Below are 21358 nucleotides of genomic sequence, written 5' to 3' on the forward strand. Positions count from 1 at the left end.
ATTTTGCATGCACGCTGCCACACCTCAAGCCTGATCGATTACACGCTGATACCGCTTCATCAAGGGCGTCGCCGTGACGCCATGAATGATCACCGACGCCACGATCACCGCGATGACAAGCGGAACGAGCGGCTTGGCCACGTCCTTCGGCGCCTGCTCGATTGCATACAAGAGATAGTAGAACGAGCCGACACCGCGTATGCCGAACCAGCTCATCAGCCGCCGTTGCGCGCCATGTGCGCCCGATCCGATGAGCGATGCCTCCACCGACAGCGGCCGCGCCACGAAGAACAAGCAGCCGATCAGCAAGGCCGCTTGCCACGTGAACAGCTCGCGCCAGATAGTGGCGAGCACGGCGCCGACCATCAGCATGATCGCGACTTCGGCGATACGTTCCAGTTCGATCGTGAAGCCATGCACGCGCTCGGCCATGAAGGCGTGCGCGCGGGCCGGATCGGATGCAGTGGCGCCGACATCGTCGGCGTCGATCGTGCCGACCGCTTCGCGCGCGGACTTGTCGCCGCTCGCTTTCTGTTCTACGCGTCGCATGGCGAGTCCCGCCGCGAACACGGCGAGAAACGCATACGTGTGCAGCAATTCGGCCACGCCATACGACAAGGCGATCAGTCCTAGCGCATAAAAACCTTCCGGACCGAGCGCCTGTCCGTGGCGCGTGCGCAGATAAGCCACGAGCCGCACAGCCAGTTCCCCGAGGAACCAGCCGCTGCCGAGCGCGCCGGCAATGCCCCATAAAGCCTGCAATGCGAAGCTCCAATGCAGCACCGCTGCAGGCGACGCTTCGAACCGGCATACCGCGATGCCGAGCAGCGCGAAGGGCAACGCGATGCCATCGTTCAGTCCGCCTTCGCCCGTCAGCGAAAAGCGCAACAAGTCGATGTCGCCAGGCTTTTCGACCTGGACATCATGAGCGAGGACAGGGTCGGTCGGCGCGAGCATCGCGGCGAGCAGCAGCGAAGGCCCCCAACTGAAGCCGAGTACATACACGCAAAAGACGGTGAGCAGGGCGACGGTCAAGACCATCGCAACCACGCCGAGCCGTAGCGGCAGTATCCAGATGCGGTCCGTGGGCGGCACGCGCAGACGCAAGCCGATGGCAAAGAGCGACGCGAGCATCGCGACTTCGGTGATGCGTCGCAAAACCGTGGCATCGGTCGCGAGATCGAAATGCAGCATGTTTGCCGCGCCCGGCCCCAGCACGAAGCCAATGGCTAGGTAGCACATCGCGGTGCTGATCGGCAAATGCCGGAATGTCGAACTGGCGAGCCCCATGAAAATGAGCACGCCGCCGACGATGAGAAACCACATCGTCTCGGTCATGGAAGCCCTGTTCGATTGTTTCGAGGATGGCGGGGAGCCGTCTGGATCCTCGTTTGCATTCTGCATGCAGGATCAATGCAAGCGGCTGAGAAGACAACAGCAAGCACGTCACATGCCCATGCTTGCAGCAAACCTGCTTGAGCCCGACGATCCGCGTAATATTGGCTGGCTCATTTGCGTTTTGCATGCTGTATCCATTTGGTTCGGCGACACCGGTCCAGCGTGCGCATTCAGGAGATCAAGGCATGTCACAGCACTTCGATGCGGTCGTCATCGGTACAGGTCAGGGCGGCTCGCCGCTCGCCGTGCGGCTGGCACAGAGCGGAAAACGAACCGCCGTGATCGAGCGGCATCTTTTTGGCGGCACGTGCGTGAATGTCGGCTGCACGCCGACCAAGACCTATGTGGCGAGCGCGCGCGCCGCGCATGTGGCGCGCACGGCGGCAAAGTACGGCGTGATCGTCGGCGGCGACGTGAAAGTGGACATGGCGCGCGTCAAGGCGCGCAAGGACGAGGTCATCGCCGGCTCGCGCAATGGCATCGAGGCGTGGTTGCGCGACACGCACGACATCACCGTATTCGAGGGACACGGGCGCTTCACCGGTCCGCATGCGCTGCAAATCGAAGCCGCCGATGGCTCGCAGCAGGACATCGACGCGGACATGATCTTCATCAACACGGGCACGCGAGCGTCGGTGCCGAAGATCGACGGGCTCGACGGCGTGCCGTATCTCACGAATTCATCGATTCTCGAACTCACCGAAGTGCCCGAGCATCTCGTCATCGTGGGCGGCAGTTATATCGCGCTCGAATTCGGGCAGATGTTCCGACGCTTCGGCAGCCGCGTCACGCTTCTGGTACGGGGCGAGCGCATCCTTGCGCGCGAAGACGAGGACGTCGCGCTTGCGATGCAAGACGTGCTCCAGCGCGAAGGCATCGAGTTTCGCTTCGGCACGGAACCGCGTCGCGTGGAAACGCAAAACGGCGGCGTGCGAATCGTCACCGAGGGCGAAACGATCGATGCCTCGCATCTGCTGTTCGCCACCGGCCGCACGCCGAACACGGACGATCTCGGTCTGGAACACGCTGGCATCGAGCCGGACAAGCACGGCATCATCGAAGTGGATGGGCAATTGCGTACGCGCGTCGAGGGCGTATGGGCGCTGGGCGACGTGAACGGACGCGGCGCGTTCACGCACACGTCGTGGAACGATTACGAGATTATCGCGGCCAACTTGCTGGATGGCGAAACGCGCAGCGTCGATACGCGCATCATGGCTTACGCCGTGTTCGTCGATCCGCCGTTCGCGCGTGTCGGCATGAGCGAGGCGGAGGTCAGGAAGGACGGGCGTGAGGCGCTCATCGCCACGATGCCGATGTCGCGCGTAGGCCGCGCGAAGGAACGCGGTGAAACGGATGGCTTCATGAAGGCGCTCGTCGATGCCCGCACCGAGCGGATTCTAGGCGCGCAGATCTACGGCATCGAAGGCGACGAGGTCATTCATACGTTCATCGACATCATGAATGCCGACGCTTCCTACAAGACGCTGCAGCGCGCCATGCACATTCATCCGACGGTGAGCGAACTGGTGCCGACGCTTCTCGGCATGCTCAAGCCATTGAAGTGACTATCAAACCTTGACGGATGGTTCGGCGGTGCCGGCCTCGGCTTTCTCCGCTCCGCGCGTCTCCGGCATCGCGAGCCAGACGAGCAAGACGGCGAGCGCGCCCGCAGCGGCGAGGCCGAAAAAGCTCATCGACGTGCCGAAGCGATCGGCGGCAAAGCCTGCGGCCGCAGTCGACAAGGTTGCTCCGACGCCCGCTGCCAGCCCGAAGAAGCCGATGGTCAGGTTGTAATGCCCGCGCCCGCCGGCGACATCGGCGGCGATGAGCGGCAGCATCACGCCGAAGACGGCCGCGCTGATGCCATCGAGCATCTGCACCGGCACGAGCAGATAAGGGCTGCTGACGCCGGCGAAGAGAATCGCGCGCAGGGGCAAGGCGCAGAAGCCGATGATCAGAACCGGCCGGCGGCCCCAATGCTGCGCCTTGCGCCCGACCCACGGCGAGAGCGCCGCGACGATGAACTGCGGCACGATGATGCACGCCGCGATCACCAGTTGAACGTTGTCGCCCATGTGCGCGGTGACTTCGCCGGCGGCAAGATTCAGCATCGCCGCGTTCGAGAGATGGAACAGCACCACGCAAGCCGCGAAGATCAGCAGGCGCCGGTCTTTCAGAAGCTCGCGCAAGGACTCGCGCTCTTCGCCTTCCGGCGTCAGGTTCGGCTTGCCCGCAGGCATGCACGGCACGACGGGCGGCGCATCGTAATGAATCATGCGCAAGGCGAAGATTGCCGGCAACGCGAGCGCCGCCGTGAGAAAGAACACCGAGCGCAAGGACAGATATTCTCCGAACGCGCCCATCAACGCGGCGGTCAGCGCGCTGCCTATGGACGCCCAGCGCGCGTTGCGGCCGAGCCGGTCGCCGAGATCGGCACGCGAGACGAGTGCGAGCGAAATCGCGGCCATCGCCGGGACCAGCATGCAGCTCGCGAAGCCGTGCAGCACTTCGGCGGCGAACACCGGAATGAAGGTCGGACTCGCTGCGAGCAGCAACGCACTCGCGATGATCGCGACGATGGCCGAAAGCGCGGCGAACTTCTTGTTGCGCATGGCATCGACGAGCGCGCCCGCGGGCAGCTGGCTCGCCATCGCGCTGATGGTGCCGACCGACAGCATGAGGCCGATCTCACCCTGCGTCCATTTGTTGGCAGCGAGATAAGAGGCGATGAAAGGGCCGAAGCCCGTCTGCACGTTGGCGACGAAGAAGTTCAGCCAGTCGAGCGCGCGCAGACTTCGTGCAATTACCATGTTGTGATTCGGTTATCGATCTCGTGAATCTTCATGTGCGTCTTTTGCGTCATGTGCGTCGTCTGCGTCATTTGTTCGGGCGCGCGCCGGACGATGCCGACGACTGCGCCGCCACGGACCCGGATGCGGTCGTGCCGGTGGACGAGTTCGAGGCCGGCGCGCCCGCCGATGCCGCAGCCGCCGGCGAAGAAACAGGCGCGGCGGGCGCGGCTACGACCGGCGAAACGATCTTGATCGGTTGCTCGGGCGAGTAGGTCGGCGAGGCCTTCAGTTGCGCTTCGGTGAAGTCCATCTGCAAGCTCGCTTGCTTGTTGCGCGTCACGACGTGCAGATCGCCCCAGTTCGCGGCCACATGGCGCTTGTCTTCCGCGAGCGAATTGCTCAGGTCGAGCACGAGCGCTTCTGGCTCGCCTTGCGAATCGACGAGCACGTCGACCACCCGTCCAATACGCGCGCCGGTCTTCTGGGTCACGGTCGAATCGACGAGTTGCAGGTAGCTCGGCGGCGCTTCCGCGACCGGTTGCGGCTTCGGCGCGGGGTCGGCGGGCTTGCCCTTGACGGCGGGCGCGGGCGGCACGAAGGTGATCGGCGCGGTCTTCGAGTTGGGCGCGAAGCGGAACGCGGTCCACGGGAAGTTGACTTTTCGGTCGCCTACGCCGAGGAAGCCGGCGAGGTTCACCATCATGAGCTTCGGCTTGGCGGCGGTATCGATATACAGGTCCACCGCGCGGCCCACGACCTTGCCATCGGCGCGCTGCACTTCGGCATCGAGCAGGCCGTGCAGCTGATCGTGCTGCAGGATACGCGTGGAGATGATCGGCGGGGGCGGAGGCGGCGGCTCGGGCGCCTCTTGCGGCTGCACGATCACCGGCTCCGGCGGCTTCGGTTTGACGATACGGCGTTTGGGCTTTGGCGCGGGCGCGGGCTTCGGCGTCGATGCGGGCTCGGGCACGGCGGCGACAGGCGCGGGTTCCTCGGGCTCGGTGCTCTCGGTTTCGTCCGGCGTCGGAATATACGAATGCTCGACGATGGGCGCGGGCGTCTGCACCGGCAAGAGTCCGCAGGCGGACAGGGCGAAGGCCGCGAAGATCACCGCCAGCGTTGCAAGCGGGAATCGCTCATGCCGCGCAGGGTGCCGCATCAGCGATGCGACAGCGCGCCAGGCGAGGCGCATAGCGAGCATCCCCGCTACGAGGCCGAGTGCGGCGAGGCCGGTCGTCGACGCATCGCTTCGATGCGAGAGTCCGCCTGTCATCACAAAAGCTCCATGGTTCCGTGTCACCTGTCGATCGGAGCGGGCACTGCGCGCCTCGCTCCGGTGCCATGCAAGAGGGCGGGTTCGTTACCGTGCATTCAGCGCGGCCTTGCCAGAGAGCGTGTCACGCGCGCCGTCACACATCGGACGGGCGTGTGTGCGTGCTCGCCGCCTGCGCAAGACGCGCGGCAGTGTCCGGCGCGCCCATTTTTTCGGCGGCGTCGCGTGCGGAGAAACCGCCCTTGTCGCGCGCATCCGGATTGGCTCCACGCGCGATCAGATATTCGACGATCTCCACGCGATTGAACATGGCCGCGATCATCAACGCCGTGCGTCCGTCAGGCGATGCGCCTTCGACATCGGCGCCATGTTCGAGCAGCGTCTCGATTACTGACTTGTAGCCCTTGAAGGCCGCGCCCGCGATTGGCGACTGGCCGTTATCGTTGCGCAGGTTCGGGTCGGCCTTGTGTTGCAGCAGCACGCGCACGGCATCGGCGTGGCCGTGATAGCTCGCGAGCATGACGAGGCTGTCGCCCTTGTCGTTGCGCAGGTTCGGCGGCAGGCCCTTGGCAAGCAGCGCGTCGAGCATGGCGGCGTCGCCTTTGCGCGCGACTTCGAAGACTTCGGTCGCGAAGGCGATCATTTCGTCGTCCGGGCCGTCGGCGGGGCCATTTGCCGGCGAAGCGTGCTGCGGGGCGTTGCCCGAAGGCGTATCCCTGGTTGGGTCGTGCGGCATGGTCAGCTCCATGGTTTCGCGTTATCTGAATCGCGTTGCGGGCAACCGGCTGCTCATCGGGTAAGCTTGAGCGCCGCGCGGAAATCTTCCGGGAGCATACACGGGGTTGCGTGCGCGCTTCATAACTCCGGCGCGCGGCGGGCTTGGCAACGCTCGTGCGACGGGGCGGGCAGCAGGAATCGCGCCAACTCTTTCAGCTTGTGCCACCGAAGCCCTGACGCTCAACGCATCCAAACTCAACCGCGCTCTTCGATGACGACCACTTCCCCCGATGACGATGCCCGCGTGCGCCGCCGCGCTCCCGCCGCCGAACGCAATCGCGATGCGATTCTATCGGTCTTGACGCGCGTGCTGCCGTCCGCTGGCGTCGTGCTGGAGATCGCGAGCGGCACCGGTCAGCATGCCGTGCATTGCGCGGCGGCGTTGCCCGGCATCGTGTGGCAGCCAAGCGATGCGGATGCCGCCGCGCGCGCATCCATCGACGCGTGGCGCGAGCATGCGTGCCTCGCGAACCTGAACGCGGCGCTCGCGCTCGATGTGCGTGAGGAGGACTGGCGCATCGGCGAGGACGCGGGAATCGCGGCGGTCGTGTGCATCAACATGATCCACATTGCGCCGTGGGAGGCCGCCGAGGCACTGTTTCGCGGCGCGTCGCGGCATCTTCCGGCGGGGGGCGTACTTTACCTGTATGGGCCGTATCGGCGCAATGGCGCGCATACCGCTCCGAGCAACGAAGCGTTCGACACGGAGTTGCGCGCACGCGATCCGCGCTGGGGCGTGCGCAATCTGGAGGCGGTGGAGGCGTTGGGTAGATCGGTGGGCTTTGCGCTCGAGCAAGTCGTGCCGATGCCGGCGAACAACTTCAGTCTGGTGTTTCGGCGCGGTTACATCAGGTCGATCGGTTTGCGAGGCCCGACCGCGCCGCGAACCATCCGCGCCAGGGCACTGTCGCCATCAACGAGGCGAGGACGATCAGGCCGCCGCCGATCCATCCCGTCGCCGATACATGCTCGCCCAGCCAGACGCTTGCGAAGAGCGCGCCGAACGCGGGTTCGCTGCCCATCAAAAGCGATACGCGCGTCGGACTGCTGCGGCCAATCGCATAGTTTTGCGCGAAGAACGCGAAGAGCGTGCACGCGATCACGAGATACATCACCGAGCCCCAGAACGCGCCGTGTCCCGCGAACGACGGCAAGGGCTGCCATTGCGACGGCACGAAGAAGAACGCCAGCAACGCGCTGCCGCTCGCGACGACGCCCGCCTGCACCGCCGTCACGGTGAGCGCCGGAAGCGGCGAGGCGCGCATCACGCGCTTGGTCACGCACACCGAGAGCGCGCGCAGCACGGCGGCGACCAGAATCAGCGCATCGCCGGGATTGAAGCTGAACGCGCCATCGCCAGCTAGCAACCACGCACCGCCGAGCGACACCGCGACCGCGAGCCACTCGGTCGCGCCGGGTTTGCGACGCAGCATCGCCCATTCGACGAGCGGCGTCATCACCACGCACAGACTGATGAGGAACGCGGCGTTCGCGGCGCGCGTGAGCATCACGCCAAAGGTCTCCGCGAGGAAGATGGCGAGCAGCAAGAGGCCGCAAGTCAGCACACCCATGAGCGTTTTCAGGTCGACACGGCGCAAGTGGCGCAGGTTCACGCTCAACAGCACGAACGTGATGCCGAACCGCAACGCGATGAGCGCCAGCACCGGATAAAACCCGAGCGCGTTTTTGACGACGCCATAGCTGCTTCCCCAAACCATCGCCACCACGAAAAGCAGCAAATCGGAGACAGGAAGCAGGCGGCGAACAGGCGATGCGAGGGTCATGCGACGTCTCCGGTAAGTGCTGACTGGCAGTGCCCAGCAGCGAGCCGTCATTGTCGAATGATGCGTTCATCGCGATAATCGGGTCTGGACGCACAGATTAATTGTCGCGGATGCACAAATGAACCCTTCGGATCTTTTCGACTTGCTGCCGGACATGGCGGTATTCGCACGCGTGGTCGATGCCGGCAACTTCTCGATCGCGGCGCGGCAATTGGGCAGCACGCCATCGACGGTGAGCCGGCAAATCAAGCGGCTCGAAGACGCGCTCGCCACGCGCCTGCTCGAACGTTCGACGCGCAAGGTGCGCGTGACGGAATCGGGATATCAGGTGTATCGGCATTGCCGCGACATGGCGACGGCCGCGACCGGCGCGGTGGATGCCGCCGGGCAACTATCCGGAAAGCCACAGGGCAAGGTCTCGCTATCGGCGCCCACGGCATATGCGAAGTCGGTGATTCATCCGCTCGTGCCGGGCTTTCTCGCGGCTTATCCCGAAGTGGATTTGCAGCTCGTGTTCAGCGATCACGACATCGATCCGCTCGCGAGCGACGTCGATCTCGTCATTCGCGCCACCGACGATCCGCCGCAAGGTCTCGCGGCACGGCGCATCGGCCGCGTGCGATGGCTGCTGTGCGCGGCGCCTCGTTATCTTCAGACGCGCGGCGAGCCCGCGCATCCGCGTGATCTTGGGCGTCACGATTGCATTCCGCTCGGCGAGACCGTGGACGATCATCGCTGGCGGTTTGCGCGCGGCGGTGAGACGGCGACGGTCGCGGTGCACGGCCGGTACATCGCCAATCACGCGGGCGCGCGGCTCGACGCGGCTGAGAACGGCATGGGCATTGCGACTCTGCCGGAGTTCGCGGCGCGCGAAGCGCTCGCGAGCGGCCGCGTGCAAGCCGTGCTGGTCGATTGGGAGGTACAGGCGCGCGCGTATCGGGGACCGGTGTGGCTGCTTTATCCGCCCAATCGCTTTCTGCCGCCGAAGGCGCGCGCGCTGATCGATTATCTGCACGCCCATCTTGGCGAGTCAGACTGACCGAACCGGCCTGACATGGCCCACATTGACGAAACGCAGGCTGCACGCGCACCGAATCGGGCCGCGCCGTGTAGACTGCCAGAGGTCGTTCATCGCGCCGCGCATCATGCGTGGCGCTCAATCCGATCTCCTTTTCCGGAGGCGTCGTACATGCACGCAGCGTTGCCGCAGGGCGAACAGGAAGCCGGTTCGGTCGATACAACAAGAGCGCCGCGCGATCTGCGCCGCGTCGATATTCATCCGGATCACTGGTATCCGCTTGCATGGTCGCGCGAGGTCAAACGCGGCAAGACGCACGCCGTGAAGTTCGCGGGCGATCCCATCGTGCTCGTGCGCAGTGAGTCGGACAAAGTGTTCGCGCTGGAGGACCGCTGCGCGCATCGGCAAGTGCCGTTGTCGGCGGGTGTCGTGGATGGCGAATCCATCCGCTGTTGCTATCACGGCTGGACTTACGACTGCACCGGCCGTTGCACCGACATTCCGTATCTCGGCCGCGAACGCTTGCCCAACGGCGTGCGTTCCTATCCGTGCCGCGAGGAAGCGGGGCTCATCTTCGTCTTCACCGGCGACCCGGCGAAGGCCAACGACGCCAAGTTTCCCAACCTCGTCTCGGCGAGCGACAAAGCCTACAAGACACGCCGTTTCGGCAAGCCCGTGAAGTGCCATTACAGCTTCATGCATGAAAACCTGATGGATATGAACCATCAGTTTCTGCATCGGCGGCAAATGGGCAGCATGCGCGCGCGCTCGGTCGGACGACGTCGCGGCGACGACTGGATTGAAGTCGATTACACCTTCGCGCGCGAGGCGGGCAAGCAGCCTATCGGGGAGGCGCTCGTGTTCGGCCAGAAACGCGGCACCAAGGCCGACGATTCTCACAAGGACGTGATGACGATTCGCACCGAGTATCCGTACCAGACGCTCAAGATCCACACGAAGGACGAGACGATGGTAATGGACCTGTGGATCGCCTATGTCCCGCTCGATGCCGAACAGCGCACCAACCGCACCTTCGGCTTGCTGTCGATCCGCCGCCCGAAACTTCCCGGCGTGCTCGATGCCGCGTGGCCGTTGCTCGTGTGGTTCACCGAGCGCATCTTCAAGGAAGACCGGTGGATCGTCGAGCGCGAGCAGGAAGCACATGACAGGCAGGGCGCGGATCACAACCACGAAGTGTTTCCGGTCATTCTCGAATTGCGCGCTTTGCTGACCGAGCATGGCGTGGCGCACCGCGCCGGTTATGGCGATGCCAAGCGCATCCATTTCATGCAACCGGTGATGGACTTGCCGACGTCGTGATGCCACCGATTGCGGCGGCATCGCCACGGCGCTATACAAGAAGAAGGCCATTCGTCTGGAGGACCATCACATGAACGGCGACCCGACTGATCAGCGCAATCTGAACGATCCGCGCGCAACCGACCCGGCGGTTGGCGAAGCGCATCCTGGCGTCGAGCATTTCGATGCGGCGCTTTCACACGTCGATGAATCCGTCGCGGCAGGCAGGATGGCGGCCGGCGCGGCAAAGGGCATTCTTTACAGCATCATCGAGACGCTCGGCACGCTCGTCGGCGACCCCGATTTGCCTGCGCATGCGCGTTCGGGCTATGAAGGCTTGCTGGAAACAGCGCGCGAACTGCGCTCGAAGATCGACGACTGAGCCATCCGCGCGCAGTCTCATGAACCGCATGGTGACCATCCATGCGGCTTCCCAACAATCGATTAGTGATTTACATATTTCCTTCGGCACCGTAACGGCCTTCGTCGGGCCGTAAGCCGTGGTCAAACTCAGTCGCGCCGCGTGGCTGGCACTGTGCAAATCCTTTCAGTCGTGTCTTCGGCCCAGGCCGAGTCCTTGGGCACGCTTCCCTTCTCCGCATATCAAATTTTCACATCGAGCCTTATCCAGTAAGGCTTTCAGGCGATCGCGCCGGCTTCGTCACAGCTTTTGCCCGCTCTCGTCACATCTCGATATCCGTCCCGCAGTTGTCAGCTACCGGTCAGTTTCATGACCGGATGCCCAATATTTGCGCGCCAGAAAATACTGGTTAACCACACAGTGCAAAAAAAAGACACGAATCTGCCTGATTCTTTCGCATTGCATCCGTAAGCCATACACTTGCCAGCGATGAAATGTTACGAATTTATAAGGCGGTTCAGCGTTAAGCGGCATCCGTTACCGGCTCACTAAAGATCAGAAGATTCGCCATTCGCACACAGGAGAAGAAATGAAGGGTTTCCGCTTGACCAAGGCTGCCATCGTCGCCGCCACCGCCTTTGCCGCAGCAGTCCCGGCGTTCGCTCAAAGCAGCGTGACGCTTTACGGTATCGTCGATGACTCGATCGTCTACCAGAGCAGCCAGGGCGCACTTGGCTCTAACAGCGGCGGACGTTCGAACGTCAAGCTGGCATCGGGCATCTGGGCGGGTAGCCGCTTCGGCCTGAAGGGCGCCGAAGATCTCGGCGGCGGCAACAAGGCAATCTTCCAGTTGGAATCGGGCTTCAACATCAACAATGGCGGACAGCAATACGCCAACGCGATGTTCGGCCGCCAGGCTTGGGTTGGTCTCACGAACCCCACCTACGGTACGTTGACTCTCGGTCGCCAATACACGTCGTATTACACGCTGATGGCGCCGTATAGCCCGACGAACTGGCTGACCGGATACTTCGGCGCGCACCCGGGCGATCTGGACGAACTGGATACGATCTACCGCGCGAACAACTCGATCGTCTACACGTCGCCGAAACTCTTCGGCTTCACGGCAAGCGGCTCGTACTCGTTGGCTGGCACGCCGGATAGCGCCTATCGCGGATCGACGTGGTCGGGCGCCTTGCAGTACGCGCAAGGCCCGATCGGCGCGACGGTCGCGTTCACGCGTATCAACAACTCGACGATTGGCGGCGGCGTGTACGGCGCGGATTCGACGACCAACACGGGCGGCCAGTCGGGCATCTCGGCAGTCACGAACGGTTATCAGGGCGCGCAAGCTCAGAACCGCTTCGCGGTTGGCGGCGGCTACACGTTCAACAGCCAGTGGGATATTTCGGCGACGTACACGAACGTTCAGTACATCCCGGGTATCAACTCGAAGTTCACCGACACGGCGATCTTCAATACGGCTGGCACCGTGCTGCACTGGAAGGCAACGGCGGCATGGGACTTTGCCGCTGGCTACAGCTACACGTGGGCAAGCAAGGCGAACGGTATCGACGATGCAGCGTCCTACCATCAGTTCAACCTAAGCCAGTACTACTCGCTGTCCAAGCGCACGGGTCTGTATGCACTGGAAGCATTCCAGCGCGCCAACGGCCGCACGCTCGGCACGCCGACGTTCACCGCTGCGGGCGCGACGAATCGCCAGATCAACGCCACGGCTTCGATCGGCGACGGCTTCCAGAGCGCTCCGTCGACCTCGCGCAGCCAGTTCGCGGCAGGCGTGGGTATCATTCACCGCTTCTAAGCCTTCGGGCTGCCGAGCGGGTTGTACAAAGCTGCATGCAGAAAACCGGGCGCTTCGGCGTCCGGTTTTTTCGTTTACGTGGTCGATGCCGGGTTCATGTCGGGTTGCCGGGTTGCCATATTGCCGGGTTGCGGGCTTGCTGGCGCAGCCTTTGCTGCGAATGGTATTTCGCATGCAAACGTCGGCATTGAGTCTCGCTCAAGGGCCTGTAACGGAGATACGGACATGACCACCAAAGACGAATCACTCGATGAACAGTTGTTTCGCCTCTTCGCCGTGGAACAGCGCGTACTGGCACAGAATGTCGACGGCAAGGTTATCGACATCGGTGCGTTCGAATCCAAAGACGGAGAGTATTGGGCGAGTCTCGATGTAGGTGAGATTTCAGTGGAGCCCAAGCGCAGCCCGGAACTGGCGCTCAAGGCTTTGGTGGAAGAGCTGTCGTTCGATTATCTCGATGGACTGTTCACGAGCGAAGGCGAGACGGAAGTGAGCGGGCGGTTGCAGGATTATCCGAACGTGGAATTTGCGCTCGATGAACCGCTGCCGCGTGGTTTGACCGATGGAACGCCACCACAGGTGTTCTGATGAGCGTTTGCATGCTGCATTCTTAATGCGGCATGCAGCATGCAAAGTCATGCGTGCCCTCGCGGCGATTCACCGCCTCCGACAGACCGGGCCGCGGCGCTGTCAGCCGAAATTCTGGTCTTACCGCCAGACAGCGTTCCAGAAGCATGCCCCCGGGCCGGCGGTGCGTCGCGCGGGGGAAACATCGCGCCGACGAGGCGATCGACGAAATAGAAGAACTTGTCCGACGCGTACCCCGCAATGAACGCCAACGCGAGCGGCGATACGTCCTTGCCGCCCTCCAATAGCTTGCTGAAGAGTCCAATGGAAATGCCGACGATGATCGCGCTCGTCACATGTGCGCGATTCGCCACTTTCGAATGCTCGGGATGAAACGTGCTGGCAGACGACTCCGCGCTCAACTGCCGCAAAATCGCGGCGCACGCACCAAGCCATGCATACAGCACGGGCAACAAGAAGCCGGTCACAGCGCCGACAATGGAAAGAATGATGTCGTTTGCATACAGCGCCATCGCGCGGATGTCCTGATAGACGGCGATCTTCTGAAACCCTTGCTCGACAGCGTCGAGATCGGTTGGCGGATGCTCGTCCCCGGTTTGCGCGCGCGGCTTGGCCAGTAGCGGCAGTGTGATTTCGAGCACCTTCCGAGCGACGTCCGGATTGCATTGCCAATCGCTGTCTACATTGCCGCCGGTGTATCGACGCGAATGCGAAGTGCGGTACGCGCTCTGAAAATTAAGCACGCTCTCTTGATCGTCGCAAGGCCGCTTATAAGGGCTGCGGATGACACCGAGTCCAAGGCCGGTGGTCAACGCACTAATGCGGGACACGTCCGCGAAAAGCTGCCGGTTATTGGTCGCGAAGTTCTGCAGTTCCTCCTTGATCTGCAGTGCGGGCTGCGAGTTCTGCAGCGCGATGAGAGCGGCATCGTCCTTCTTTTTGACAGCCTCGCCGATAGCCACCGCATGCGCCTGCAACTGGTTGTGCAGTGTGAGCGCGGCGGCGTCGTTGCTCTTCACGACGTTGGCGATATCGCTCGAAATCTGATTGCCCACGAAGAGCAGGCACGACAACGACACCACCAGCACGGTGAGCGCAATCGCCGAGCGCGTATAGATGCGGATTGCACGACGCGCGCCTTCGCGTGCTTCGTTGCCGGCAGTCGCGGCGACGACAGGCGTCACCGCATGCGCGATACGGCTCATCGCGGCATAGAAGGCGCTCTCCGTTTCCGCGTTCCACGTGCGATTTTGCTGGGCGGCGCGTGCCCTCGACATGGCTTCGACATCGTGTTCATCGAGCGGTTTGCCGTTTTGTGCGCCATACGAGACCATGTCGCGGCAGTGATCGAGATCGGCGACGATGCTGCTGCCCGGATAATGCGACGCTGCCGCGATACGGCTCATCGCACCATAAAACGCACTGGCGGTAGCGCGGTTCCACACGCCGCGACCGAAGGCGCAGCGCGCGTTACGCACGGCGTCGACGTCGGCGTTGTCGAGGATCGTACCGGTTGCGGCAGCGCGCGAGATGAGTGCTTCGCATTTGGCAAGATCCTCGGCCGCGCGCGGCCCGGGATCGCCGTGCCCGGCTTCCGTATCGCTCGGCTCGATATCTTCGCGCTCGCCTGCGCGGAGTTGCGGTGTGGACGGTACGCTCATTACGGTCTCCCGTCGATCAAACCGAATAGGCGACAGCCCTGACGCTGGGATCGCCAATTGATCGGATTACTGATCGATCGACTGCTTGCTCATTGACCAACTGGCAGCCTGCGAAGCTGTGCGCAGAGTTGCGGATAGATGTCCAGAAAACCGGGCGTATCGAGCCGCTTGGAAAGGCTTGGATCGATCGTCTCGTTGAGCGCCGTACCTGCAACACGCGGTGCCTTTTCGCAAACATCCCTTAGCACGGCGCTTTTGCTGGTGAACTCGGCGTATGAATCGATTGGCTCGCATGCGTAAGCGGCTAACGGAATATCGATTGGCTTATCGAACACGAGGCCATGCGATGCCGCCTTCTCACGCAGCCATTCGGCGGGAATCAGCGGTAGCAGATCTTCGGGGGTGCGTGGTGGACTCAGGTAGCCGCCGCCGACATTGGCATGCGCGCCCATGAACCAGCGCTGCTCGAGCGGCAAGTTGCCACGATCCTCGGAACCTTGCGTCCACAACGTCGGCGCATAGAGCGAGCGATATTCGTTGGCCGCGATCGCGTGATATGCGGCCTTTGTCGTGTTGGACAGCGTCGTATCGTGGAACTTGTAGTAGCTCGAAAATCCCGGCACCGGCAATGTGCCGACTGGAATGCCCAGCTCGCCGACCGTATCCCAGACGCCAACGAATGCAATATCCACATCGCGCGAGAACTGCTTGCGATACGCGACGACTGCGTCATCGGTGGCGCTCGCATTCTGATCACGATAGATGCCGTATGCCTGATCGATCGAATCATGTCCCGTGTCGGTGGCGAGCCCGCATTTGCGGATCAGCCCGGCAAGACTGCGCGCCGAATAGGCGCCGCGACTGAAGCCGAGAATGAAGATCGATGCGCCCGGTTTGTAGCGTTCGCAAAGCCACGCATAACCGGCCTTGATGTTTTCCGATAGCCCGTCGCCGAACGCGCCGCCAAGGAACTTGCTGGCCAGCGCGAACAACCCGTTACCTTGTGTCCCGACGCCTTGGACGTAGAGCGTTTCCTGCTCGTCCGTCTCGGGTGCGAGCTTGTAGAGCAGATATGCGTTGGTGCGATCGTTGGGTTCGCTCCAGGTGCCGTCGAAAAAGATGGCGAGATTCATGATGAAGGGTCTCCTTACCAAGTCTCGATACGCTCTCATACGTTGTCAGCGGTCTGACAAAAGCGCCTTGAGTAAGGGATAGGAAATCGCGGGGCAAGCTGCAAGCATCGGATACGCGAAAACGGCGCGCGGGCATGGAGCGGCTGTATTTTGGCGGATACGAGGGGGACCCATGCATCTCGCGCACGGACGGATCGACATGAATGTGCCATCCTTGATCCACGGCCGATGCGATAGGGCGTGATCGGGCCGTCGACTATTGCTGGGGTGAATCATGAAGAAAACGTTTCTCGCCATGATCGTTTTTGCATGCGCTGCAACACTCGGTGCACCGGCATTCGCACGCGACGATGGTCCGCGCTTCGCGCAGGACCATCTCGATCGGTTGGTCGCGCAGCATGCGGACGCGAATCGGCATATCCGCGGTGGGACGCATGGCGCGGCGGCATCGGGAACGGTGTCATCGCAAAGTTTTGGCAACGACGCTTCCAAGTGATCGCTCGCGGCTTTCGCGACGGCTTGTGTGCCGGCCGGGTGCAATAGGCACCAACGTGTACGGCGCCGGAAGAGAGACGCTTTCGTGCAAGGCGAGAGCGGAGAGGCATTACGCATTGGGTCGACCGCATGCAAAATGCAAATCGTTAGGGCGCGCCTAACAGCAACATGAGACGCTCCGAAGGAAAGCCACGTTCGTGCGACGCGAAGATGGCGCAGGTTCCAGGCATCCGGTTCACCGCATTCAACATGCAATCGGTTGGCAAAGGTATGAATTTTGCGACAACCGCCCGAATGTTCCGCGGCGACATGCCGACGATCCTCCCCGTCAATTCCCCTGAGAGCCATGACACGGAAAGCCCTATTGATAGCTGTACTCTCTGCATCTTTTCTGGCGGCAGGCTGCGCGGGTATCGGCCCGAGCCGTCTAAAAGCCGATCAGGTCGACTATTCACGCGCACTCGGCGATGCCAAGAAGCGCGAAATTCTTGCCGCAATCGTCGGTTTGCGCTTCGCGGATTCGCCTTCATTCCTCACGGTGAGCAGCATCATTGCCGCTTACACGTTCGATACCACCGCTGGCGCCACGCTCAATGCGGGTTCTGGCAGCGTGCCGAACTACGCGGCAGCCACCGGAAGCGTGTCGTATTCGAACCATCCGACTTTCACCTTCACCCCTACCACGGGCGACGCCTACGCGAGCGCATACATCCACCCGCTCGCACCCGCGCTCGTGATGCCGCTTGCCGAAAGCGGCATTCCGGTCGATCTGCTCTTGCGCATCACGGCGCAATCCATCGGCGGGTTACAGAACGGCACGGCGCTCGGCGGCCCGAATGGATCAGGCGCGCCGGAATTCTTCATGTTGATTCAAGCGCTGCGCCGTCTGCAACTGGCCGGCGAATTGAATATTGAATCACGTAATGGAAAGGATGGCGGCGTGTTCATTACGCTCGGCGCAACGCGCAGCGGCACTAACAAGCAGACCGTCGGCGATCTCACGCTCGTGCGCAAGCTGCTCAAGTTGTCCCCGAAGATGAAGACGTATGAACTCGTCTACGGCCAGGCGGCGGATCATGATCGCATTCCGATGGTCACGCGTTCCGTGCTTGGGATCCTGACCGATATCGGCGCGCAAATCACCGTGCCGGACGAGCAGGTGGGAACGGGAGCAACCAAGCCGACCATCGGGTTGATCGGCGGAGAGACGCGTCCGACCATCATCGTGCAAGTGGGCGAGAAGCCGCCGCAGGATGCGTATGTCAGCGTGCCCTACGATAAAACGAACTATTGGATCGACAGAAGGGATTTCGATTCGAAGTATGCCTTTACCGTCGTGCAGAACCTGATGGCGCTAGCCGAAGTGACGGACACATCGAAAGCGCCGGTCGTGACGATCCCGGCCAACTGAGTTTGTCCGCGCGCTCGGCGTCTGCTCCATTGCTCTTCTAAAAGGCAGGTCGAGTGGCGCCGCCGCTATGAATGTCCTCGTGTCGCAATGTCGCAATGTCGCGAAGCGCGAGATGAGATTGCCGGCACGGATAGGCCGCTTGAATTTGAATGCAAAGTACCTTGGCTTTGCATTCTGCATCCAATTACGCGCCAAGCAACACAAGCACACGCCAAGCGCAGACAACCCCAGCGCTTACTGCCCGAAAAACGTGCCGAACGCGCGAGGTTGAGTGCTCGTCGTGCGACCAGCTTGCGACGACCCAGCCGTGACCGAACCATAGTCATTCGACTGCGTTGACGCTTGCGCAATGGATTGCGTGCCCACACGCGCTTCGGCTGCCTGAATGTTCGACGGATAGGTAGGATCGGCTGCGACCGGGTTGTAGCCGGCGTTCTCTAGTTGCGCGAGTTCGGCGCGAACCTGCGCGCGAGTAAGCGGCGCATCCGTTTGCGAGTAAGAAAGGGCGGGGACGGCAAAAGCAGCGGCGATGGCGATCGCAGAGAAGAACGGTTTCATGGATGTCGGCTCCGTGGTGGATAGGTCGTGCTCTTCGAATAGCTTTCGGGACAGCGTTTGCACGGAGTGTAGAGAGGGCTGAGTCGCGGATCATCTATCGATCCGTTGAAGGATCTTTCTAGGGATGGCAACAATCCATGGATGCGCTTGAATTAAAAATACCACTCACTGGCATACAAAATTAGGGTTTCACCTAGCCTATCGGCGTTCAAGACGTTCATCTTAAAATTAATCAACCGGACGGTCGGTTAATCGATATACTCGCTGCATCGCTTCTCAAAATAGAGCGGAGTCTCGCATGTACACGCAATCCCTCGATCTTCCGGGTCAGCCCGCGGTTTCGGACGCTTCAGCCGAGGCGTCGTCGCAACAGCAACATTTCGATGCGGTGATGCAGGCGGATAGCAAGATCGAACCGCAAGACTGGATGCCCGAGGCGTATCGCAAGACGTTGGTGCGGCAGATTTCTCAGCACGCGCACTCGGAGATCATCGGCATGCAGCCCGAGGGCAACTGGATCAGTCGTGCGCCTAGCCTGAAGCGCAAGGCGATCCTGCTCGCCAAGGTGCAGGACGAGGGCGGCCACGGCTTGTATCTCTACAGCGCGGCTGAAACGCTCGGCGTCTCGCGCGACCAACTGACCGACGCGCTGCATGCGGGCAAGGCCAAATATTCGAGCATCTTCAACTATCCGACGCCTACATGGGCCGACGTGGGCGTGATCGGCTGGCTCGTGGATGGCGCCGCGATCATGAATCAGATACCGCTGTGCCGCTGTACTTACGGCCCTTACGCGCGCGCGATGATTCGCATTTGCAAGGAAGAGTCGTTCCACCAACGGCAGGGCTTCGATGCCCTGCTCGCAATGATGAAAGGCACGCAAGCGCAGAAAGACCTCGTGCAGCAAGCCGTGAATCGCTGGTGGTGGCCCGTGCTGATGATGTTTGGACCGAGCGACAAGGATTCCATTCATAGCGGCCAGTCGTTCGCGTGGGGCATCAAGCGAATTTCGAACGACGACCTGCGGCAAAAGTTCGTCGATGCCACCGTCGAGCAAGCGAAGATTCTCGGCGTAACGTTGCCCGATCCCGATCTCAAATGGAACGAAGCGCGCGGTGCGCATGACTACGGCGAGATCGACTGGGACGAATTCTGGCGAGTGGTCAATGGTGACGGTCCGTGCAACAAGGAACGGCTTGCGACTCGCGTAAAGGCGAATGACGATGGCGCGTGGGTGCGCGAAGCGGCGCTCGCTTATGCCGACAAACAAGCGCGCAAAGCGCAGGATCAGCAGAAACAGGCCGCATGAAGGAGACGACGATGAGCAAGGAATGGCCGATCTGGGAAGTGTTCGTGCGTAGCAAGCAGGGTCTAGATCACAAGCATTGCGGCAGCCTGCATGCGCCCGACGCGGGCGCTGCGTTGAGAATGGCGCGCGATGTCTATACGCGGCGTCAGGAAGGCGTGAGCATCTGGGTGGTGCCATCATCGGCTATCACGGCATCGGACCCGGCGGACAAGGGCGAATTATTCGAACCCGCGATCGACAAGATATATCGGCATCCTACGTTCTTCGTGCTGCCCGACGAAATCAATCACATGTAAAGGCGGGACATGACGACGCTCATTTCGACGCGCGAACATCTCGCTTACGTCCTGCGCCTCGCCGACAACGCGTTGATCCTCGGTCAGCGAAACGCCGAATGGTGCAGCCACGGTCCCGCGCTCGAAGAAGACATCGCGCTCGCTAACATGAGTCTCGATCTCATCGGACAGGCGCGCTTGCTTTATTCGCATGCGGCAACGCTCGAAGCCGAGATGACCGGCACGCAGAAAAGCGAAGACGATTACGCGTACTTTCGTGGCGAGCGTGAGTTCGCCAACTATACGATTTCCGAGCTGCCGCACTATGGACCGTTCGCGGGCACGGTGCGAACCGAGCGCGATTATGCAGTGACCATCGTGCGCAACTTCCTCTATTCGGCGTTGATGGCTGAACTATGGACGGCCTTGCAGGCATCGGCCGATGCGCAGCTTGCCGCCATTGCCGCGAAGTCGATCAAGGAAGTCCGTTACCACTTGCATCATGCACGCGACTGGCTCGTGCGCTTCGGCGACGGCACGGAGGAATCGCATCGACGCGCACAGGCTGCACTCGACTATTTGATGCCTTACACACGCGAGTTTTTTGCGATCGATGCAATCGAGCGCGCCGTTGCACAAGCAGGCATCGCGCCGCTTGCAAGCGATTTCGAAGCGGCATGGCGCGCACAACTGGACGACGCTTTAAACGAAGCCACACTCACCGCGCCCGCCGATGTAAAGCATGTCAGCACAGGCAAACTCGGCGAACACTCCGAGCATATGGGTTATCTGCTCGCGGAGATGCAAAGCCTCGCACGTCAGCACCCGGGCGCAAGCTGGTGAACACCATGCACGCCGATACTGTCTTGCAACACGTATGGTCCGTGCTCGAAGCCGTGCCGGACCCGGAGATCCCCGTCGTATCCATACGCGAACTGGGCATCTTGCGCGACGTGCGTCATGGCGCGGACGGCGTGCTCGAGGTCGTGATTACGCCGACTTACTCGGGATGTCCCGCCATGTCGCAGATCGCCGAGGACATCGCGTATGCAATCCATACCGCGAAGCTCGGGGCGCATCGCATTGAGACGGTGCTCGCGCCGGCATGGACCACCGACTGGATCACCGATGAAGCGCGCGACAAGCTACGACGTTATGGCATCGCGCCGCCGACGGGGCAACGTGGAACTGCTGCACCGAATCAGGAGCAACCGCTGCGTTTCGTGCCATATAAGCCTATGAAGCAGGAGACGGTCGCGTGTCCTCGTTGCGGTTCGACGCATACGGAAAAGCTCGCGCAATTCGGCTCGACGGCGTGCAAGGCGCTGTACCGATGCGTCGATTGCCGCGAGCCGTTCGATTACTTCAAGCCGTACTGATCCGTTTCTTTTTTATCGA

The 21358-nt window shown here is 61.9% G+C and carries 19 protein-coding genes and 2 pseudogenes; 13 read left to right on the forward strand and 8 right to left on the reverse strand.

What is annotated here, in order from left to right; translation table 11 throughout:
• Window positions 1-24 precede the first annotated feature (24 nt).
• Window positions 25-1338, reverse strand: coding sequence for a sodium:proton antiporter (locus tag P9250_RS24850; protein ID WP_244827819.1), 1314 nt, complete (start codon window positions 1336-1338; stop codon window positions 25-27).
• Window positions 1339-1583: 245 nt separating this feature from the next.
• Between P9250_RS24850 and P9250_RS24855 the strand changes: the two genes are divergently transcribed.
• Window positions 1584-2966 (forward strand): FAD-containing oxidoreductase, encoded by a 1383-nt coding sequence (locus tag P9250_RS24855; RefSeq protein ID WP_310395710.1) that lies wholly within the window; start codon window positions 1584-1586, stop codon window positions 2964-2966.
• Between the two features lie 3 nt (window positions 2967-2969).
• Here P9250_RS24855 and P9250_RS24860 read toward each other — a convergent pair whose 3' ends face one another.
• From P9250_RS24860 to P9250_RS24870, 3 genes are all read right to left on the reverse strand, one after another.
• The gene (locus P9250_RS24860) at window positions 2970-4211 is read right to left on the reverse strand and encodes an MFS transporter (protein ID WP_310395711.1); all 1242 of its coding nucleotides are present in this window, start codon (window positions 4209-4211) and stop codon (window positions 2970-2972) included.
• 67 nt (window positions 4212-4278) lie between these two features.
• Window positions 4279-5466, reverse strand: coding sequence for a PRC-barrel domain-containing protein (locus P9250_RS24865; protein WP_250464581.1), 1188 nt, complete (start codon window positions 5464-5466; stop codon window positions 4279-4281).
• Window positions 5467-5602: 136 nt separating this feature from the next.
• Window positions 5603-6109, reverse strand: coding sequence for an ankyrin repeat domain-containing protein (locus P9250_RS24870; RefSeq protein WP_309845232.1), 507 nt, complete (start codon window positions 6107-6109; stop codon window positions 5603-5605).
• Window positions 6110-6454: 345 nt separating this feature from the next.
• Here P9250_RS24870 and P9250_RS24875 point away from each other — a divergent pair.
• Window positions 6455-7084 (forward strand): annotated as a pseudogene (locus tag P9250_RS24875) (DUF938 domain-containing protein); the annotation flags it as partial.
• 7 nt (window positions 7085-7091) lie between these two features.
• On the opposite strand, the gene P9250_RS24880 reads toward P9250_RS24875, so the two are convergent.
• Complete coding sequence (locus tag P9250_RS24880; RefSeq protein ID WP_250464584.1) at window positions 7092-8027, reverse strand: DMT family transporter; 936 nt, start codon at window positions 8025-8027, stop codon at window positions 7092-7094.
• 118 nt (window positions 8028-8145) lie between these two features.
• Here P9250_RS24880 and P9250_RS24885 point away from each other — a divergent pair, with 118 nt between their 5' ends.
• From P9250_RS24885 to P9250_RS24905, 5 genes are all read left to right on the forward strand, one after another.
• Window positions 8146-9066: a LysR family transcriptional regulator gene (locus P9250_RS24885; protein WP_310395714.1), complete on the forward strand. Its 921-nt coding sequence runs from the start codon at window positions 8146-8148 to the stop codon at window positions 9064-9066.
• Window positions 9067-9216: 150 nt separating this feature from the next.
• Window positions 9217-10365: an aromatic ring-hydroxylating dioxygenase subunit alpha gene (locus tag P9250_RS24890; RefSeq protein ID WP_310395716.1), complete on the forward strand. Its 1149-nt coding sequence runs from the start codon at window positions 9217-9219 to the stop codon at window positions 10363-10365.
• A gap of 70 nt (window positions 10366-10435) precedes the next feature.
• Window positions 10436-10726 carry a hypothetical protein gene (locus P9250_RS24895; RefSeq protein WP_310395717.1) on the forward strand — a complete coding sequence of 97 codons (291 nt, stop codon included), beginning with the start codon at window positions 10436-10438 and terminating at the stop codon, window positions 10724-10726.
• A 568-nt stretch (window positions 10727-11294) separates the two neighbouring features.
• The gene (locus P9250_RS24900) at window positions 11295-12530 is read left to right on the forward strand and encodes a porin (protein ID WP_244827828.1); all 1236 of its coding nucleotides are present in this window, start codon (window positions 11295-11297) and stop codon (window positions 12528-12530) included.
• A 225-nt stretch (window positions 12531-12755) separates the two neighbouring features.
• Window positions 12756-13118: a hypothetical protein gene (locus P9250_RS24905; protein WP_244827829.1), complete on the forward strand. Its 363-nt coding sequence runs from the start codon at window positions 12756-12758 to the stop codon at window positions 13116-13118.
• Between the two features lie 47 nt (window positions 13119-13165).
• Here the strand turns inward: P9250_RS24905 and P9250_RS24910 are convergent, their stop codons facing one another.
• Window positions 13166-14779 (reverse strand): hypothetical protein, encoded by a 1614-nt coding sequence (locus P9250_RS24910; protein WP_310395721.1) that lies wholly within the window; start codon window positions 14777-14779, stop codon window positions 13166-13168.
• Between the two features lie 89 nt (window positions 14780-14868).
• A complete protein-coding gene (locus tag P9250_RS24915) occupies window positions 14869-15912 on the reverse strand; it encodes a DUF2235 domain-containing protein (RefSeq protein ID WP_310395723.1) in 1044 nt (347 codons plus the stop codon).
• Between the two features lie 274 nt (window positions 15913-16186).
• Between P9250_RS24915 and P9250_RS24920 the strand changes: the two genes are divergently transcribed.
• The gene (locus tag P9250_RS24920; protein ID WP_250464597.1) at window positions 16187-16408 is read left to right on the forward strand and encodes a hypothetical protein; all 222 of its coding nucleotides are present in this window, start codon (window positions 16187-16189) and stop codon (window positions 16406-16408) included.
• 345 nt (window positions 16409-16753) lie between these two features.
• Window positions 16754-17818, forward strand: a complete 1065-nt coding sequence (locus P9250_RS24925; RefSeq protein ID WP_310395726.1) for a hypothetical protein — start codon at window positions 16754-16756, stop codon at window positions 17816-17818.
• Between the two features lie 234 nt (window positions 17819-18052).
• On the opposite strand, the gene P9250_RS24930 is transcribed toward P9250_RS24925, so the two are convergent.
• Window positions 18053-18376, reverse strand: a complete 324-nt coding sequence (locus tag P9250_RS24930) for a DUF4148 domain-containing protein (RefSeq protein WP_244827834.1) — start codon at window positions 18374-18376, stop codon at window positions 18053-18055.
• A gap of 298 nt (window positions 18377-18674) precedes the next feature.
• Between P9250_RS24930 and paaA the strand changes: the two genes are divergently transcribed.
• From paaA to paaD, 4 genes and pseudogenes are all read left to right on the forward strand, one after another.
• The gene (paaA, locus tag P9250_RS24935) at window positions 18675-19685 is read left to right on the forward strand and encodes a 1,2-phenylacetyl-CoA epoxidase subunit PaaA (protein WP_250464601.1); all 1011 of its coding nucleotides are present in this window, start codon (window positions 18675-18677) and stop codon (window positions 19683-19685) included.
• Window positions 19686-19696: 11 nt separating this feature from the next.
• Complete coding sequence (gene paaB / locus P9250_RS24940; protein WP_250464602.1) at window positions 19697-19981, forward strand: 1,2-phenylacetyl-CoA epoxidase subunit PaaB; 285 nt, start codon at window positions 19697-19699, stop codon at window positions 19979-19981.
• A gap of 9 nt (window positions 19982-19990) precedes the next feature.
• Window positions 19991-20803, forward strand: coding sequence for a 1,2-phenylacetyl-CoA epoxidase subunit PaaC (gene paaC / locus P9250_RS24945; protein ID WP_310395730.1), 813 nt, complete (start codon window positions 19991-19993; stop codon window positions 20801-20803).
• A 35-nt stretch (window positions 20804-20838) separates the two neighbouring features.
• A pseudogene (paaD, locus tag P9250_RS24950) lies at window positions 20839-21339 on the forward strand (1,2-phenylacetyl-CoA epoxidase subunit PaaD); the annotation flags it as partial.
• Window positions 21340-21358 lie beyond the last annotated feature (19 nt).

Origin of the sequence: Caballeronia sp. LP006, assembly GCF_031450995.1 — a bacterium.
Lineage (GTDB): Bacteria > Pseudomonadota > Gammaproteobacteria > Burkholderiales > Burkholderiaceae > Caballeronia.